16 protein-coding genes are annotated in these 16,277 nt (G+C 70.5%); 4 read left to right on the forward strand and 12 right to left on the reverse strand.

What is annotated here, in order from left to right; genetic code table 11:
* Positions 1–13 precede the first annotated feature (13 nt).
* On the forward strand, positions 14–400 hold the full coding sequence (locus JJI54_RS10945) for a hypothetical protein (protein ID WP_203073026.1): 387 nt from the start codon (positions 14–16) through the stop codon (positions 398–400).
* Here JJI54_RS10945 and JJI54_RS10950 read toward each other — a convergent pair.
* The 3 genes from JJI54_RS10950 to trxB form a co-directional block, all read right to left on the reverse strand.
* Positions 384–1,247 (reverse strand): isocitrate lyase/PEP mutase family protein, encoded by an 864-nt coding sequence (locus tag JJI54_RS10950; protein ID WP_203073027.1) that lies wholly within the window; start codon positions 1,245–1,247, stop codon positions 384–386. The two genes, JJI54_RS10945 and JJI54_RS10950, sit on opposite strands and share 17 nt — an antisense overlap.
* A gap of 463 nt (positions 1,248–1,710) precedes the next feature.
* On the reverse strand, positions 1,711–2,619 hold the full coding sequence (locus JJI54_RS10955) for a LysR family transcriptional regulator (RefSeq protein WP_203073028.1): 909 nt from the start codon (positions 2,617–2,619) through the stop codon (positions 1,711–1,713).
* A gap of 127 nt (positions 2,620–2,746) precedes the next feature.
* Complete coding sequence (gene trxB / locus JJI54_RS10960) at positions 2,747–3,727, reverse strand: thioredoxin-disulfide reductase (protein WP_203073029.1); 981 nt, start codon at positions 3,725–3,727, stop codon at positions 2,747–2,749.
* A 152-nt stretch (positions 3,728–3,879) separates the two neighbouring features.
* Between trxB and JJI54_RS10965 the strand changes: the two genes are divergently transcribed.
* The gene (locus JJI54_RS10965) at positions 3,880–4,374 is read left to right on the forward strand and encodes an Lrp/AsnC family transcriptional regulator (protein WP_203073030.1); all 495 of its coding nucleotides are present in this window, start codon (positions 3,880–3,882) and stop codon (positions 4,372–4,374) included.
* Entirely contained in the window at positions 4,371–5,684 is a 1,314-nt protein-coding gene (locus tag JJI54_RS10970; protein WP_203073031.1) for a hypothetical protein, read from the forward strand. The genes JJI54_RS10965 and JJI54_RS10970 overlap by 4 nt, the downstream gene beginning before the upstream one ends.
* On the opposite strand, the gene JJI54_RS10975 is transcribed toward JJI54_RS10970, so the two are convergent.
* From JJI54_RS10975 to carA, 8 genes are all read right to left on the reverse strand, one after another.
* Positions 5,671–6,150: a GFA family protein gene (locus tag JJI54_RS10975; RefSeq protein ID WP_203073032.1), complete on the reverse strand. Its 480-nt coding sequence runs from the start codon at positions 6,148–6,150 to the stop codon at positions 5,671–5,673. The two genes, JJI54_RS10970 and JJI54_RS10975, sit on opposite strands and share 14 nt — an antisense overlap.
* Before the next feature lie 5 nt (positions 6,151–6,155).
* Positions 6,156–7,406, reverse strand: coding sequence for a threonine ammonia-lyase (locus JJI54_RS10980; RefSeq protein ID WP_226381668.1), 1,251 nt, complete (start codon positions 7,404–7,406; stop codon positions 6,156–6,158).
* Positions 7,407–7,418: 12 nt separating this feature from the next.
* Positions 7,419–7,892 carry a transcription elongation factor GreA gene (gene greA, locus JJI54_RS10985; RefSeq protein WP_203073033.1) on the reverse strand — a complete coding sequence of 158 codons (474 nt, stop codon included), beginning with the start codon at positions 7,890–7,892 and terminating at the stop codon, positions 7,419–7,421.
* A 179-nt stretch (positions 7,893–8,071) separates the two neighbouring features.
* Positions 8,072–11,317 (reverse strand): carbamoyl-phosphate synthase large subunit, encoded by a 3,246-nt coding sequence (gene carB / locus JJI54_RS10990; RefSeq protein ID WP_203073034.1) that lies wholly within the window; start codon positions 11,315–11,317, stop codon positions 8,072–8,074.
* A gap of 1 nt (position 11,318) precedes the next feature.
* On the reverse strand, positions 11,319–11,585 hold the full coding sequence (locus JJI54_RS10995; RefSeq protein ID WP_164696754.1) for a hypothetical protein: 267 nt from the start codon (positions 11,583–11,585) through the stop codon (positions 11,319–11,321).
* Positions 11,582–12,214 carry a LysE family translocator gene (locus tag JJI54_RS11000; RefSeq protein WP_203073035.1) on the reverse strand — a complete coding sequence of 211 codons (633 nt, stop codon included), beginning with the start codon at positions 12,212–12,214 and terminating at the stop codon, positions 11,582–11,584. Before JJI54_RS11000 ends, JJI54_RS10995 begins: the two co-directional genes overlap by 4 nt.
* Position 12,215: 1 nt before the next feature.
* Entirely contained in the window at positions 12,216–12,845 is a 630-nt protein-coding gene (locus JJI54_RS11005) for a LysE family translocator (RefSeq protein WP_203073036.1), read from the reverse strand.
* A 2-nt stretch (positions 12,846–12,847) separates the two neighbouring features.
* On the reverse strand, positions 12,848–14,248 hold the full coding sequence (gene carA, locus JJI54_RS11010; RefSeq protein ID WP_404817617.1) for a glutamine-hydrolyzing carbamoyl-phosphate synthase small subunit: 1,401 nt from the start codon (positions 14,246–14,248) through the stop codon (positions 12,848–12,850).
* 110 nt (positions 14,249–14,358) lie between these two features.
* On the opposite strand from carA, the gene JJI54_RS11015 reads away from it, so the two are divergent.
* The gene (locus tag JJI54_RS11015; RefSeq protein ID WP_203073038.1) at positions 14,359–14,823 is read left to right on the forward strand and encodes a GatB/YqeY domain-containing protein; all 465 of its coding nucleotides are present in this window, start codon (positions 14,359–14,361) and stop codon (positions 14,821–14,823) included.
* On the opposite strand, the gene JJI54_RS11020 is transcribed toward JJI54_RS11015, so the two are convergent.
* Positions 14,820–16,208, reverse strand: a complete 1,389-nt coding sequence (locus JJI54_RS11020) for a pentapeptide repeat-containing protein (protein WP_203073039.1) — start codon at positions 16,206–16,208, stop codon at positions 14,820–14,822. The two genes, JJI54_RS11015 and JJI54_RS11020, sit on opposite strands and share 4 nt — an antisense overlap.
* Positions 16,209–16,277: the final 69 nt, after the last annotated feature.

A 16,277-nucleotide genomic window follows, 5' to 3' on the forward strand; every position in this document is an offset into this window, starting at 1 on the left:
CGGATCGGGGGAGATGTCGCGCCGCACCGCGGCGTTGCGGCCGCCCATCGCGCTGGACCCCGCCGCCGCCACCCGCGCCCGGTCGCTGCGCCGCCAGGGGATGGAGCCGGACGCCATCGCCGCCCGCTTCGGCGTGCCGGTGGAGGAGGTGGAGAAGGCGCTGGTGCAGATGCGCTCCCCCCGGCCGGAGACGACGCGGGGCACGCTGAACGTGACGCTGGCCGCGCATCGCCTGGTGATGGCCGAACGTCGGGGCGACGAACCGCTGTGGCGCACCATGGACCGGATGCTCGACGAATTGCTGCGGCTGCGTGCCGCCGCCGCGCGCCGCGGCCGGCCCCGGCGGCGCCAGGGCCTGGCCCCGGCGCTGCCGCTGCTGGACCCTATGCCGGAACGATGAAGGGCTTCGCGGCCTCGTCATAGGTGCCGTAGCCCAGCGTCGCGTTGTGCACCGCCGGCGGCAGCGCCAGGTCGCTCGCCGCCTTGCCGGCCCGCAGCGCCGCCAGGCCGGACTGGATGCCGGCGATGGCGGGGGAGAGCATGGCGGTCGGGTAGGTGCCGATCTTGAGGCCCAGCTGCTCCGCCAGGCTGCGGTCCGGGATGATGCGGTTGCCGCCGGGCGAGAGCACCGCGAAATGCGGCCGGCCCTTCGAGGCTTCCACCGCGCGGCGGATCTCGGCCTCATCCGCCGGGCTGTCGAGGAAGAGGATGTCGGCGCCTTCCTCCACATACATCTCGATCCGCGCCACCGCCTCGTCGATCCCCCGGGTGGGGCGGCAATCCGTGCGGGCGCAGATCAGGATGCCGCTTTCCTTCGCGGCCTGGACGGCGGCGCGGATCTTCATGCGCGCCTCCTCCCGCGGGATGCAGGGCTTGCCGGCGGCGGTCAGCGCGCGCGGCGTCACCTTGTCCTCGATCAGCACGGCGGCGGCGCCGGCGCGGCCATAGGCGGCGACCGTGCGCTGCACGTTCATGGCGTTGCCGTAGCCATGGTCGCCATCGGCCAGGATCAGCGTCTTCGGCGCGGCGTTGCGCACCATGGTGAAGCTGTCGAACATCTCACCGAAGGAGATCAGGTCGAGGTCCGGCCCGCCGAGCCGGCTGGCCGCGACGCAGGAGCCGGAGAGGAAGGCGGTCTCGAACCCGGCTTCGGAGGCCAGGCGCGCGGAAATGCCGTCCCAGACCGCGGGCATGGTGACGAAATCGGGCCGGGCCAGCAGGGCGCGCAGGCGATCGGGCGGGGTCATGGGCGCTTCCTCGAGGATTGGCGGCGATCACGGTGCCGCCGCGCCGCCATGCAACAACCCCGCGCCAGGCGTGGCAAGGCCGCGGCCTCGCCGGCACCGCGCCCGTGGCGTTGCGCGACCCGGGCGAAGCCGCGGTTCCGGCCGTGCAGCCGCGCGAAAAAAAGAAGGCCGCCTGCCCGTGGGGGCGGCGGCCTAGTCAAACAGGGAGGCTTCACGTCTGGGAGACGAAGGGGTTCGGGAGAGTGTCCCGAGTGACCCTGAGCCAGCGTCGCCGCCGGCACACCCAGAACATAGTGCTGCGCTGCGGCATGGAGGATTGGTGAATTGGCGGTAGCCGACATGCGCGTGACGCATGGGTAAGCGGGAGGCCTGCGCGAACGGAAAAATACTGGCGAGTTTTCTCAGCCCGCGGAACATCGCCGCAGGCATCCCCCCACGGCCCGGCGTACGATCATGCCGACGATCAGGCCGCGCCGTTGATCCGCGAGGGGGCGGCGAGCTCCGCCACCAGGAAGTCGCGGAACACCGCGACCCGCTTGGAGTGCCGCAGCTCCTCCGGATAGACGAAATACGCCTCGATCCGCGGCGCCTTCAGCTCCGGCAGCACCTGCACCAGCCCGTCCAGCTCCTCCCCCATGTAGTCGGGCAGGGCGGCGAGGCCGAGGCCGCTGCGCACCGCGGCCAGGATGCCGGGCAGGGAGTTCATCTCCAGCACCGCGCGGCGTGAGGAGCCTGGCCGGCGCCCCGCCTCGCTCAGCCAGTTCACGCTCTCCACCGGCGGGCGGTAGTCGCCATAGACGATCATGCGATGGGCATCGAGGTCCTCGGCCCGCTGCGGCATCCCGGCCGTCTTCAGGTAGTCCGGCGCGCCGCAGACCCGCCAGCCGAAGGTGCCGAGGTTCCGCTGGATCAGGTCCGGCTGCCGCGGCGGATGCATGCGGATTGCAACGTCGGCCTCCCGCATCGCGAGGTCGAGGTCCGCGTCGTCCAGCAGCACCGTCAGCGTCACGTCGGGGTGCATGGCCATGAAGCGGCGGAGCCGCGGCGCCAGCCACACGCTGCCGAAGCCCGTCGTGGTGGTGACCTTGAGCCGCCCGGTCGGTCTTTCCCGGCTTTCCGTCAGCAGCGCTTCGGTCATCGCCAGCTTGGCGAAGACCTCGCGCACGGCGCGGTTCAGCGTCTCCCCCTGCTCGGTCAGGATCAGGCCGCGCGCATGGCGGTGGAACAGCGGAACCTGCAGCGCCTCCTCCAGCGCCTGGATCTGGCGCGAGACGGCGGATTGGGAAAGGTTCAGCGTCTCCCCGGCATGGGTGAAGGACCCGGCCTCGGCGACGGCGTGGAAGACCCGCAGCTTGTCCCAGTCCAGCGGCATGCCCGCGCGCTCTCCCAGCTCTCGATTCGGCGCGCAGGCTGCCATGCAATGATGGCGCTTGAGTAGGCTTTGCCTGACATCGGCGACAGGTTTTTTCCATGGCCCCTTCAGGAGGAGCCGCGCAGCCTCAATCCCAGGCGGCCAGGGCCGGCGCATCGGCCGGCACATGGGCCAGGAACTTCTCCGCCTCCAGCGCCGCCATGCAGCCCGTGCCGGCCGCCGTCACCGCCTGGCGATAAATCCGGTCCTGCACATCGCCGGCGGCGAAGACGCCGGCGATGCTGGTCTGGGTCGTGCCGGGCTTCGTCACGATATAGCCGTCCCCGTCCATGCCGAGCTGGCCCTTGAACAGCGCCGTCGCCGGATCATGCCCGATCGCCACGAACAGCCCGTGCACGGCCAGTTCCGACCGCTCCCCGGTCTTCAGGTTCCTGAGCGCCACGCCGCGCGCCACCGGCACACGGCCGGAGGGGTCGGCCAGCACGCTTTCCACCGCCGTGTCCCAGAGGCAGGTGATGTTCGCCTTGGCGAAGAGGCGCTGCTGCAGGATCTTCTCGCTGCGCAGCGAGTCGCGCCGGTGGATCAGCGTGACGTGCCGCGCCAGGTTCGAGAGGTAGAGCGCCTCCTCCGTCGCGGAGTTGCCGCCGCCGACCACCGCCACGTCCTTGCCCCGGTAGAAGAAGCCGTCGCAGGTGGCGCAGGCGGAGACGCCGAAGCCCGACAGCTCCTTCTCCCCGGGGATGCCGAGCCAGCGGGCCTGCGCCCCCGTCGCGATCACCAGCGCCTCCGCCACATAGGTCACGCCGCTGTCGCCCGTGCAGCGGAAGGGGCGGCGGGAGAGATCGACGGCGGTGATGACGTCCTGCTCGATCCGCGCGCCGACATGCAGCGCCTGCGCCTGCATCTGCTCCATCAGCCAGGGCCCCTGGATCGGGCCGGCAAAGCCAGGAAAATTCTCGACATCGGTGGTGATGGTCAGCTGCCCGCCCGGCTGCATGCCGGCCACGACCAGCGGCTGCAGCCCCGCGCGGGCGGCGTAGATCGCGGCGGTGTAGCCGGCGGGGCCGGCACCGAGGATCAGCAGGCGGGTCGTGATGGTCTGGGACACGGGCGGGGAATCCGTTGCGGTCGGGGTCTTCGGGCAGGGATATCGGCGCCCGCGGCGGAATGCTCAACCTCCCCCCGTCCGGCCATCTTGCAGACATGGTTCAACGCAAGGATATTGCGCGCATAACGCTGACCGGGACATTTCACCGCGCCATGACGGACGCCGCTGCCCAGGACATCGACCAGGTGGACCGCCACATCCTGGCGGAGCTGCAAGGCGATGGCCGGATGACCAATGTGGAACTGGCGCGCCGCGTCGGCCTCTCCGCGCCGCCCTGCCTGCGCCGCGTGCGGCGGCTGGAGGAACAGGGCGTGATCCGCGGCTACCATGCGGACCTAGACCCCCATGTGCTGGGGTGGGAGATCACCTTCTTCGCCCTGGTGGGGCTGGAGACGCAGAAGCAGGCCGTGCTCGCCGCCTTCGAGGCGATGGTCTGCGAATGGCCGGAAGTGCGAGAATGCCACATGATCCGCGGCGGCGGCGACTTCATGCTGCGCTTGGTCGCCCGCGACACGGCGCATGAGAACCAGCTGACCGCCCGCCTGACCGGCGCGCCCAATGTGCTGCGCGTGCAGACGCTGCAGACCATCCACACCGCCAAGGACCAGACGGGCGTGCCGATCGACCGGGAAGGCACCGCGGGGTGAGCTGGCTGCGCCGTGCGTCGCTGGCGCTTGCGCTGCTGCTGCCCGCGGCGGCGCGGGCGGAGGTCGCGCCGGCCGATTGCCCCCCCGGCCTGCCCGCCGGTACCACCTGCCTGCGGGGCCAGGACGGCAACGGCGCCTGGCTGCTGCTGGCGCGCCCGGCCAACTGGCATGGCGGCCTCGTCACCCACATCTTCGGCGGGCCCCGCATGGCGCCGCCGGCGCGGGAGACGACGGACGAGGACCTGATCCGCTACCAGGAATTCCTGGCCGAGGGCTGGGCCTGGGCTTCCTCCAGCCGCCGCCGGGAAGGCTTCGGCATCCGCCGGGCCGGCGAGGACACGCTGGCCGCGACCCGTGCCGCCGAAGCCGCCTTCGGCCGCCCGCGCCTCAGCGTGCTGCATGGCCAGTCCTGGGGCGGGGCGGTCGCGGCCAAGGCGATCGAGACACTGAACGAGCCGGATGGGGAGGGGCGCCGCCCCTGGCAGGCCGCGCTGCTCACCTCCGCCGTCCTGGCCGGGCCGACGCGGGCCTATGACATGCGGGTCGATCTCCGCGCCGCCTTCCAGGCGGTCTGCGGCACGCATCCAAGGCCGGAGGAGCCGCAATACCCCGTGACGCTCGGCCTGCCCCAGGGCCAGGCGATGACGCGGGAGGCGCTGATGGACCGCTACCTCGCCTGCACCGGCGCCGATCTGGCGCCGGAAGCGCGCACACCGGCGCAGCGCCAGGCGATGGCCGACCTCTCCGCCGCGAGCCGCATCACCGAATGGGCGATTCCCGGGCACCTGATGTGGGCAACCACGGTCTTCGCCGATATCGCCTGGCGGATGATGGAAGGCCGCAGCGCCTTCGGGAATGCGGGGGTGCGCTACAGCGGCACCAGCGACGATGCCGCCTTCAACGCCCGCGTGCCGCGCATCGCGGCCGATCCCGATGCCCGTGCCCGGCTCGCCGCCGATGGCGACCCCACCGGGGCCATCGCCATCCCCGTCCTGACGCTCCACGGCATCGCCGACAGCACCGTCTTCGTGGAGCACGAGGCCGCCTATCGCGCGACGCTGGAGGCCGCGGGCACCGCGCATCTGCTGGCGCAGGTCTTTGTCGATGACGGGGAGCACAACAAGCTCTCCGCCGCGCTCTACCCCGCCGCGCTGGCCGCGCTGGCCGACTGGGCGGAGACTCGGCGCCGCCCCACGCCGGGGGAGGTGCGCGGGCGCTGCGAGGCGCTGCGCGCGCGCTACGCCGGCGAATGCCGCGTGCTGTCGGGCTACACGCCGCCTTCCTGGGAGTCGCGGGTCAATCCCCGTTGAAGGCGGCCGCGCTGAGCACCGCCTGCCGCCGCGCCAGGCTTTCCGCCGGCCAGAGTTCCTCGCGGTCGTAATACTCCGGCACCGCCGGCACGCCGTGCGGCAGCACCACCCAGGGCTGCTTCGAACTGGTGAAGATGTGGATGTCGGGCGGCCAGGAATCCGGGTCCTCCAGCGTGCCGACGCGGAGGAAGGCGAAGCGCGGGCCAGCGCCGGGATAATGGCTCCAGACCGCGACGCGGCAGGTGGGGCAGCGCAGAATCTTCTGGCCGCGGCCGCTGGCCGACGGCGTGTCCACCAGCTCCGGCGCCTCCGCCACCAGGCGGATGCGGTCGGTCTCGATCATCGCGTTGATGGCGAAGGCCGAACCCGTTTCCCGCTGGCACCAGCGGCAATGGCAGGCATGGACGAAGAGGGGCCTCGACGTGACCTCGTAGCGGATGCGGCGGCAGGTGCAGTGCCCCCGCATGGCGATCAGCCCCGCCGCACCACGTAGGACGCCGCCTGCAGCGCCGCGATGATGGCGTTGCCCTGCGCGCCGTCGCGCACCTCCACCATCAGGTACAGCTCCGTCGATTGCACCGTCGGCGCGCCGAAGAGCTGCTGGTGGTTCACCTCGATCACGTTGCCGCCGAGGGCGGAGATGCGCGCCGCGATATCGGCCAGCATGCCGGGGCGGTCGGGGATGTCGAAATGCAGGCGCAGGATGCGGCCATCCCGCAGCAGCTGGCGCAGCAGCACGTTGGACAGCGCCCGCGCATCGATGTTGCCGCCGCAGACGGGAATGCCGACGGCCTTGCCCGCGAAGCGCTCGGGATAGGCCAGCACGGCGGCGAGGCCCGCGGCGCCGGCACCCTCCGCCACCAGCTTGGCGCCCTCCGCCAGCATGGCGATCGCCTGTTCCACCGCGCGTTCCGGCACCACCAGCACTTCCGTGCCCAGGCGCTTCAGCATGGCGTAGGGCACTTCGCCCACATCGCGCACCGCGATGCCCTCGGCCACGGTCGGCCCGCCCACGGCCACGGGCTCGCCCGCCAGGCGCTGCGCCATGGCGGGATAGCCCTCGACCTCCACGCCGAAGACCTTGATGCCGGGCTTCAATTCCAGCGCCGCGGTGGCGCAGCCCGCCAGCAGGCCACCACCGCCGACCGGGATGGCCAGGCTGTCCAGCTGGGGAAAGTCCTCCAGCATCTCAAGCGCCGCGGTGCCCTGGCCGGCGATGACGCCGGGGTCGTCATAGGGGTGGACGAAGGTCAGGCCATCCCGCAGCGCGAGTTCATGCGCATGGGCCGCCGCTTCCGCCAGCGTCTCCCCCTGCAGCACCACCCGGGCGCCCCAGCCTTCCGTCCGCGTCACCTTGGTGGCGGGGGTGAAGCGCGGCATCACGATGGTCGCGTTGATGCCGGCGAGGGACGCGTGGCGCGCCACTGCCTGGGCATGGTTGCCGGCGGACATGGCGATGACGCCAGCCGCCTTCTCCCGCGCCGTCAGCAGGGCGATGCGGTTGGCCGCGCCCCGTTCCTTGAAGGCGCCGGTCGCCTGCAGATTGTCGAGCTTCAGGTGGATCGTCGCCCCCGTCGCCCGCGACAGCGCGTCGCAGCGGATGGTCGGCGTGCGGATCACGGCGCCCGCGATCCGCGCCGCCGCCGCGCGCACATCGGCCAGCGTGATGGAGGGGGCGGTGGAGCTTTCCATCACCGGGGCGAGCGCGCGGACAGGCGACATGGTCAGGCCTTATCAGACGAAGCGGACGCCCGCGATCTCATAGACCCGCGCGCCGCCCGGCGCCGGGACTTCGACGCTGTCGCCGACCTTCTTGCCGATCAGCGCCTTGGCGAGCGGCGAGGAGATGGAGATGGAGCCCTTCTTCATGTCGGCCTCATGCTGGCCGACGATGCGGTAGGTCTTCTCGTCCTCCGTCTCCTCATCCACCACCGTCACATGCGCGCCGAAGCGCACCTGGTTGCCGGTGAGCTTGGAGGTGTCGATGACCTCCGCGGAAGGGATGACGGATTCGAGCTCGGCGATGCGGCCCTCGATGAAGGACTGCTTCTCGCGCGCCGCGTGGTACTCCGCATTCTCGGACAGGTCGCCATGCGCGCGAGCCTCCGCGATCGCGCGGATCACGGCGGGGCGTTCCTCGGCCTTGAGCTGACGGAGTTCCTCCTCCAGCCGGGCGAGACCTTCGGCGGTCATGGGGAACTTCTGCACGTCGCGTCTATCCTCCAGGCAACGGAAAGCGGTGACAGACCGGCGGGTCCTGCCCGGCCCGGCACCGATCCCGCCAGCGGTGCCGGGCCCGACAGGACGGGCCGGCACCATGCAAGCATGTTCTGGCCGGGGCTGGAACAGGCAAACGGGGTGGAGGCTTCCGCCCCCACCCCGCCCGCTCAGAATGAGCCCGCAAAGTAGGACTGGAGGGGCGCCACATCAAGGGTTCCGCCCTTCAGCGCCGCGATGGCGTGCACCGCGGCCCGGGCGCCCGCCAGCGTGGTGTAGTGCGGGATCCCATGCGTCAGCGCGCTGCGGCGGATGTCGAAGCTGTCGGCCACGGATTGCCCGCCACTCGCGGTGTTGATCACCAGCTGGATGGCGTCGGACTTCATGGCATCCACGCAATGCGGGCGGCCTTCCGCCACCTTGTTGACCACGGAGCACTCGATTCCGACGTCCCGCAGCCGGGCCGCGGTGCCGCGCGTCGCCATCACCTTGAAGCCCATCTCCGTCAGGCGCCGCGCCAGCGTCACGGCACCCGCCTTGTCGCTGTCCTTGACCGAAAGGAAGGCCGTGCCGGCTTCCGGCAGCTTCACGCCGGCGCCGAGCTGGGACTTCAGGAAGGCGCGTTCGAAGCTGAGGTCGAGGCCCATCACCTCGCCCGTGGACTTCATCTCCGGGCCCAGGATCACGTCCACATTGGGGAAGCGGTTGAAGGGGAAGACCGCTTCCTTCACCGCGACATGGCGGGAGACGGCCGTGTCATCCAGCCCGAAGGCCTTCAGCCGCGCGCCCGCCATGACCAGCGCGCCGATCTTGGCCACCGCCACGCCCGTCGCCTTCGCCACGAAGGGCACGGTGCGGCTGGCGCGGGGATTGACCTCGAGGACGAAGATCTCGCCATCCTTCACGGCGTACTGGACGTTCATCAGGCCCTTGACCTTGAGGGCCTTGGCCATCGCCTCCGTCTCCGCCTTCAGCTCCGTGACGATGGCGGGCGGCAGGGAATAGGGGGGGAGGGAGCAGGCGCTGTCGCCGGAATGAATGCCGGCTTCCTCGATGTGTTCCATGACGCCGGCGACATAGACCTCGCCCACCTCGTCGCAGATGCAGTCCACATCGACCTCGATCGCATCGACCAGGTACTGGTCGATCAGGATCGGGTTCTCGCCGGAAACCTTCACGGCCTCCGCGCCGAAGCGGCGCAGCTGTTCCTTGTTGTAGGCGATCTCCATCGCGCGGCCGCCCAGCACATAGGACGGGCGCACCACCACCGGGTAGCCGATGCGCTCCGCCTCGACGATCGCCTCATCCAGGTCGCGCGCGATGCCGTTCTGCGGCTGCTTCAGGCCGAGCTGCTTGAGCAGAAGCTGGAAGCGCTCGCGATCCTCCGCGATGTCGATCGCCTCCGCGGAGGTTCCCAGGATCGGAATCCCCGCCTTGTGCAGCGCCTGGGAGAGCTTGAGCGGGGTCTGCCCGCCATACTGCACGATGCAGCCCAGCAGTTCGCCCTGCTCCTGCTCCTTCCGGATGATGGCGATGACGTCCTCGCCGGTCAGTGGCTCGAAATACAGGCGGTCGCTGGTGTCGTAGTCCGTGCTGACCGTCTCCGGGTTGCAGTTGACCATGATGGTCTCGTAGCCGGCATCGCGCAGCGCGTAGCAGGCATGGACGCAGCAATAGTCGAACTCGATGCCCTGGCCGATCCGGTTCGGGCCACCGCCCAGGATGATCACCTTCTGGCGCGTCGTCGGCCTGCTTTCGCAATCCGGCGTGCCGAAGCCGCCCTCATAGGTCGAATACATGTAGGGGGTATCGGAGGCGAACTCCGCCGCGCAGGTATCGATGCGCTTGAAGACGGCATGCACGCCGAGCGCGTCGCGCGCCGCGAACACCGCCGCTTCCGTCGTGCCCGCCAGCTTGGCCAGGCGCTTGTCGCTGAAGCCCAGCGCCTTCAGCGCGCGGAACTCCTGCGCCGTTTTCGGCAGCCCCTGCGCCTTCACGACATTCTCGGCGTCCACGATCCGGGCGATCTCGCGGATGAACCAGGGGTCGAAGCGGCACGCCTCGTGGATCTCCTCCACGCTCATCCCCGCGCGCAGCGCCTGCGCCACGACCAGCGCGCGGTCGGGCTTCGGCGTGGCCAGCGAGGTGCGGATGGCGGCGTGGCTGCCATCGCCCGGCAGCTCGATCTCATCGAGGCCGGAGAGCCCCGTCTCCAGCCCGCGAAGGCCCTTCTGCAGCGCCTCGGCGAAGCTGCGGCCGATCGCCATGGTTTCGCCGACCGACTTCATGGAGGTCGTCAGCGTCGCCGGCGTGCCCGGGAATTTCTCGAAGGTGAAGCGGGGGATCTTCACCACGACATAGTCGATGGTGGGCTCGAAGGATGCGGGCGTGACCTTCGTGATGTCGTTGGCGAGTTCGTCCAGCGTGTAGCCGACGGCGAGCTTGGCGGCGACCTTGGCGATGGGAAAGCCCGTCGCCTTCGACGCCAGCGCGGAGGAGCGAGACACGCGCGGGTTCATCTCGATGACCACCATGCGGCCATCGACGGGGTTGATGCCGAACTGGACGTTGGAGCCACCGGTATCGACGCCGATCTCCCGCAGGCAGGCGATGCTGGCATCGCGCATCCGCTGGTATTCCTTGTCCGTCAGCGTCAGCGCCGGCGCGATGGTCACGCTGTCCCCGGTATGGACGCCCATCGGGTCCAGGTTCTCGATGGAGCAGACGATGATGCAGTTGTCCGCGCTGTCGCGGACCACTTCCATCTCATACTCCTTCCAGCCCAGCACGCTCTCTTCGACCAGCACTTCGGTGGTCATGGAGGCCGCGAGGCCGGCGGAGACGATCTGCTCGAACTCCTCCCGGTTATAGGCGATGCCGCCGCCGGTGCCGCCGAGCGTGAAGGAGGGGCGGATGACGCAGGGCAGGCCCACCACCTCCAGCCCCGCGCGCGCCTCCTCCATCGAATGCGCGATGGCGCTGCGCGGGCTCTCGATGCCGATCTTGCTCATGGCATCGCGGAACTTAAGGCGGTCCTCCGCCTTGTCGATGACGTCGGCCTTGGCGCCGATCAGCTCGCAGCCATACTGCTTCAGCACGCCCGCGGCATCCAGCTTCAGCGCCGTGTTCAGCGCGGTCTGCCCGCCCATGGTCGGCAGCAGCGCATCGGGGCGTTCCTTGGCGATGATCTTCTCGACGATCTCGGGCGTGATCGGCTCGATATAGGTCGCATCCGCCAGGCCCGGATCGGTCATGATCGTGGCCGGGTTGGAGTTGACCAGGATGACGCGATAGCCCTCCGCCCGCAGCGCCTTGCAGGCCTGGGCGCCGGAATAGTCGAACTCGCAGGCCTGGCCGATGACGATCGGGCCCGCGCCGATGATGAGGATGGACTTGATGTCGGTGCGCTTCGGCATGTCAGGCTCCGGTCGATCTGGCTTGGCGCCGCGCGCTGTAGAGCAGCAGCGGCAGGATCAGGGCGTGCGGCACGGCCCAGAAGAAGAAGGCGATTTTCGCGAGTTCGCCGGCCATCAGCGTGGTGGCGCCATGCACGACCACGGACAGCACGAAGGCCATCACGGCGGACCGCACGGGCGGATAGAGGCGCCGCAACGAGGAGGCGACGGTGAAGAGCACCAGGCCCGAATAGGCCAGCGCGAAAAGCCCGAGGGCGATGTCCATCATGCCCGGCTCTCCGCCGCGAGCTTCACGGCCAGCAGCGCCAGCGCGCCGCCCAGCACCCAGCGCTGCACCGCCATCCAGAGCGGCTTGGTGGAGAGGAACCGCGCCGTCCCCGCCGCACCCCAGACCAGCACTGCATCCCACAGCGTGCAGACCGCGATCTGCACGAAGCCGAGGATCGCCGCCTGGACGAAGAGGCTGCCGCGATCGGCATCGAGGAAGGGCGGCAGCACCGCCATGTAGAACAGCGCCACCTTCGGGTTCAGCGCCGCCGTCGCGAAGCCCACCATGAACAGCCGCGGCGCCGGCTCCCGCGGCATGGCCCTGGGGGCGAAGATCGGCTGCCCGCCCGGCCGCACGCATTGCCAGGCCAGGAACAGCAGATAGGCCGCGCCGCCCAGCCGCAGCACGTCCCAGGCATAGGGAATGGCCAGCAGCGCCGCCGTGATGCCGGCCGCCGCGCAGACCATGATGGTCAGCGACCCCGCCTGGCACCCCGCCAGCGACACCATCCCCGCGCCCGTCCCCTGCGCGAGGGAGCGCGAGACGAGGTAGAGCATGTTCGGCCCCGGCGTGACCGCCAGGCCGAGCGAGAGCAGCGCGAAGACGAGCAGCGTGTCGGCGGAGGGCATGTCAGCGCCGTCCGTCGAAGGCCAGCCGCACCGCCAGCCCCGCCAGGACCGTCGCCATCAGCCAGCGCTGCAGGCGCTGCCAGCTCGGCCGCGTGCCGAGGAACACGGCAACGGACCCGGCCGCCATCACGATCCCCGCATTCACCGCGACGCTGACCGCGATCTGCGTCGCGCCCAGCATCACGGATTGCAGGAAGACATGGCCCGCCGCCGGGTCGATGAATTGCGGCAGCAGGGACAGGTAGAGCACCGCGATCTTCGGGTTCAGCAGATTGGTGAGGAAGCCCATGGCGAAGAGCCGCGCGGGGCTGTCATGGGCCAGCGCGCGCGGCGCGAATGGCGTGCCGGGCGAGCGCACGGCCTGCCAGGCCAGCCACAGCAGGTAGGCCGCGCCCGCGATGCGCAGCGCGTCATAGGCGAAGGGAACGGCCATCACGATGGCCGTGATGCCGAGCGCCGCGCAGAGCAGGTAGAAGACGAAGCCCAGCGCGACTCCGGCCAGCGAGACGAAGCCGGCCGCACGCCCCTGCAGGATGGTGCGGCTGACCAGGTAGATCATGTTCGGCCCGGGCGTCAGCACCATGCCGAGTGCGATCGCCGCGAAGGCCAGCAGGGCGCCGGGCTCCACCATGCTCAGCCCGCCTTGCGCGTCTCGATCATGCCCACGAAGCGCCTGAACAAATGGTGGCTGTCCGTCGGGCCCGGGGACGCCTCCGGATGGTACTGCACGGAGAAGGCCGGGTACTTGCTGCTCGCGATGCCCTCATTCGTCCCGTCGAAGAGGCTCCGATGCGTCACCGTCACGCCCTCCGGCAGCGTCTTCTCATCCACCGCGAAGCCGTGGTTCTGCGACGTGATCTCGACCCTGCCCGTCACCAGGTCCTTCACCGGCTGGTTCGCGCCGCGATGGCCGCGATCCAGCTTGAAGGTCTTGGCGCCGAGCGACAGAGCCAGCAGCTGGTGGCCCAAACAGATCCCGAACACCGGCACGCCCTTCTCCAGCACGCCCCGGATCGCGGGCACCGCGTATTCGCCGGTGGCGGCGGGGTCGCCTGGGCCATTGGAAAGGAACACGCCATCCGGCGCGTGGCTGAGGATATCCTCCGCCGTCGCCGTCGCGGGCACGACCGTGACCGCGCAGCCGGCGGCCGCCAGGCAGCGCAGGATGTTGCGCTTGGCGCCGTAATCCACCGCCACGACCTTCACCTTCGGCGCCGTCTGGGTGGTGTAGCCTTGGCCCCAGGCCCATTCGGCCTCGTCCCAGCCATAGGTCTGGCGCGTCGAGACCTGCTTCGCCAAATCCATCCCCTCCAGCCCCGGCCAGTCCTTGGCCTGCGCGATCAGCGCGGGGATGTCGAAGACGCCATCCGCGGGGTGGGCCAGCACGCCATTCGGCGCGCCGCCATCGCGGATGCGGGCCGTCAGCGCGCGGGTGTCGATGCCCGCGATGCCCGGCACGCCATGCGACTTCAGCCAGTCCTCGAGGTGCCGGGTCGCGCGGTAGTTGGAGGGATCGGTCACGTCCTGCTTGACGATCAGGCCCCGCGCCGCGGGCGTCACCGCCTCGATATCCTCGGGGTTCGCGCCAACATTGCCGATATGGGGAAAGGTGAAGCAGATGGTCTGCCCGGCATAGGAGGGATCGGTCAGCACCTCCTGGTACCCGGTCATGGAGGTGTTGAAGCAGATTTCCGCCACGGTCGTGCTGTGCGCGCCGAAGCCGCGGCCCCAGAAGACGGACCCATCGGCCAGGACGAGGGCGGCAGTCGCGCCTTCGGGGGCGGTCGGGGTCGTCTCGGTCACCGGGGCGGTCTCCATGCGGGGCTTGCGGGGGGCGGTGTCGCCAAGGGGGGATATACTCTGGGGCAGGTCGGCCAGGGTCAGGCCCGTGGCGCCCAGGATGGCGGGCCAGTGCTTGGCCGGGATGGCGCGGGCCTGGCGCCACTTGCGCACGGCCTCCGTCCCGATGCCGAGGCGCTGGGCCGCCGCTTCCGCGCCGCCCAGCAGGGTGATGATGTCATCGACGCTGCGCATGCCGGGCATATGTGGGAAAAAACTTCCGGTCGCAAGGCGAGTCTGGTCTTGGGAAGATTTTTCCCAACCGCCCTCCCGTGCTACAGCCCCGCCATCAAGGAGGATTTCCCATGGCCGACGATCTCCGCAGCCGTTTCACCGAGGCCCTGAAGGCCGCCATGATTGCCAAGGATGCGCCGAAGACCTCCGCCATCCGCATGATCACGGCCAAGCTGAAGGATGTGGACATCGCCGCCCGCCCGTCGGGCGTGGACAAGGTGCCGGATGACCAGATCGTCGCCATGCTGCGCGGCATGGTGAAGTCCCGCGCGGAAAGCGCCGCCATGTACCGGCAGGGCGGACGCCCGGAGTTGGCCGAGAAGGAGGAGTTCGAGATCGCCACGATCGAATCCTTCCTGCCCCAGCAGATGGACGGCGCCGCGATGGAGGCCGCGGTCGCCGAGGCCGTCGCGGAATCCGGCGCGACCTCCATCAAGGAGATGGGCAAGGTCATGGCCGTGCTGCGCGCGAAGCACGGGGCGGTGCTGGACATGGCCAAGGCGGGCCCGCTGGTGAAGGCGAAGCTGGGCGGCTAGCCGCCGTCCCGGCCGGGCAATACCAGGCCCTCCGCACCCACCAGCACCGCGCCGCGCAGGTCGGCGCGGCGCAGATCCGCCATGGTCAGCGTGGCATCGGTCAGGTCCGCGCCGGCCAGCGCGGCTTCCTGCAGGTCGGCCTGGGTCAGGTCGGCATCGCCCAGCCGGGCCTCGGCCAGGTCCGCCCCCACCAGCCGCGCCCGCACCAGCCGCGCGCTGGTCAGGGTGGTGGGCCAGGTCTGGCCGTGCTTCAGGGTCATCGGCCCGGCCTCCACCCGCGTCAGGTCGGCCTCGTTGAGGGAGGCGCGGACCAGGCTCGCTCCCCGCAGATTGGCCCGCGGCATCTTCGCCCCGCGCAGATCGGCCATGGCCAGATCCGCCATGGCCAATACCGTGCCGGTCAGGTCGCAGCCGCGCATCACCGCGTGCTTCAGCACCGCCGCCGCCAGGTTCACGCCGGAGAGGTCCACCCCCGCCAGGTCGCAGGCCGAGAAATCCGCCCGCTGTCCCTCCCGCCCATTGCTGCGGATCCAGGTCTGGTGCAGCGCGATGGCCTCGCTCACCGCATCCGCCAGGTTCTCCAGCCGCCGCGTCATCTCCGCCCCGTCCAGGATGGCGGAGCCGAGGTCCACCTCGTCCAGCAGGGCGCCCAGCAGGTTGGCGCCGGCGAGGTTGGTGGACCGGAAGGTGGCGCGGCTGAGGATCGCCCCCTCCAGCACCGCGCCTTCGAGGTTCGCCTCCGACAGGTCCGCCCCTTCCAGGTTGCAGCCGCTGAGGTCCGCGCGGCTGAGGTCGGCGCGGACGAAGACCGCCTCCCGCAGGTTGGAATCGCGCAGGTCGGTCTGCACGATGAAGGCGTTGGAGAGCTTGGCGCGGGTCAGGTTGGCATTGGCGGCGGAGGCTTCCGATAATTCCCCGCGTCCCTCCGTCGCGGTGGCCGGCACCAGCTCCCCCCCCTTGCTGCGGACCAGGTGCCCGTCGCGCAGGTCGGCGCCCGTCAGGTTGGCGCGCATCAGCTTCGCGCCGAGCAGCGAGGCCCCGCGCAGATCCGCCTTCTGCAGCCGCGCCCGCGTCAGGTCCGCGCGGCGGAGATTGGCGCCGAACAGGCAGGCATCGCCGAGATCGGCCTCCGCCAGGTCGGCGCCCTCCAGCCGCGCGCCCGTCAGGTCCGCGCCGGCCAGCGGCGCCCCGCGCAGCTCGACATGGGCGAGATCGGCGAATTTGAAGCTGGCGCGCTTGCCGCCGCGTTCCCCGCGCAGATGGCGGCGATGCAGGGCCAGCGCCTCCGCCAGCTCGGCCGGGGAGACGGGGTGGTAGTCGATGGCCAGCGCATCCCGCCAGTTGCTGCCGGGCCGGGTGGCGGTGGAAGGGGGCGGGCGCTGCACGGCGGCATTGTTGCGCCCCGGCCCCTGAAGAATTCGCTACGCCGTTCCTTGCGGCCCCGCGCGGCATGC

Origin of the sequence: Falsiroseomonas ponticola (genome assembly GCF_016805305.1) — a bacterium.
Classification (GTDB): Bacteria; Pseudomonadota; Alphaproteobacteria; order Acetobacterales; family Acetobacteraceae; genus Falsiroseomonas; species Falsiroseomonas ponticola.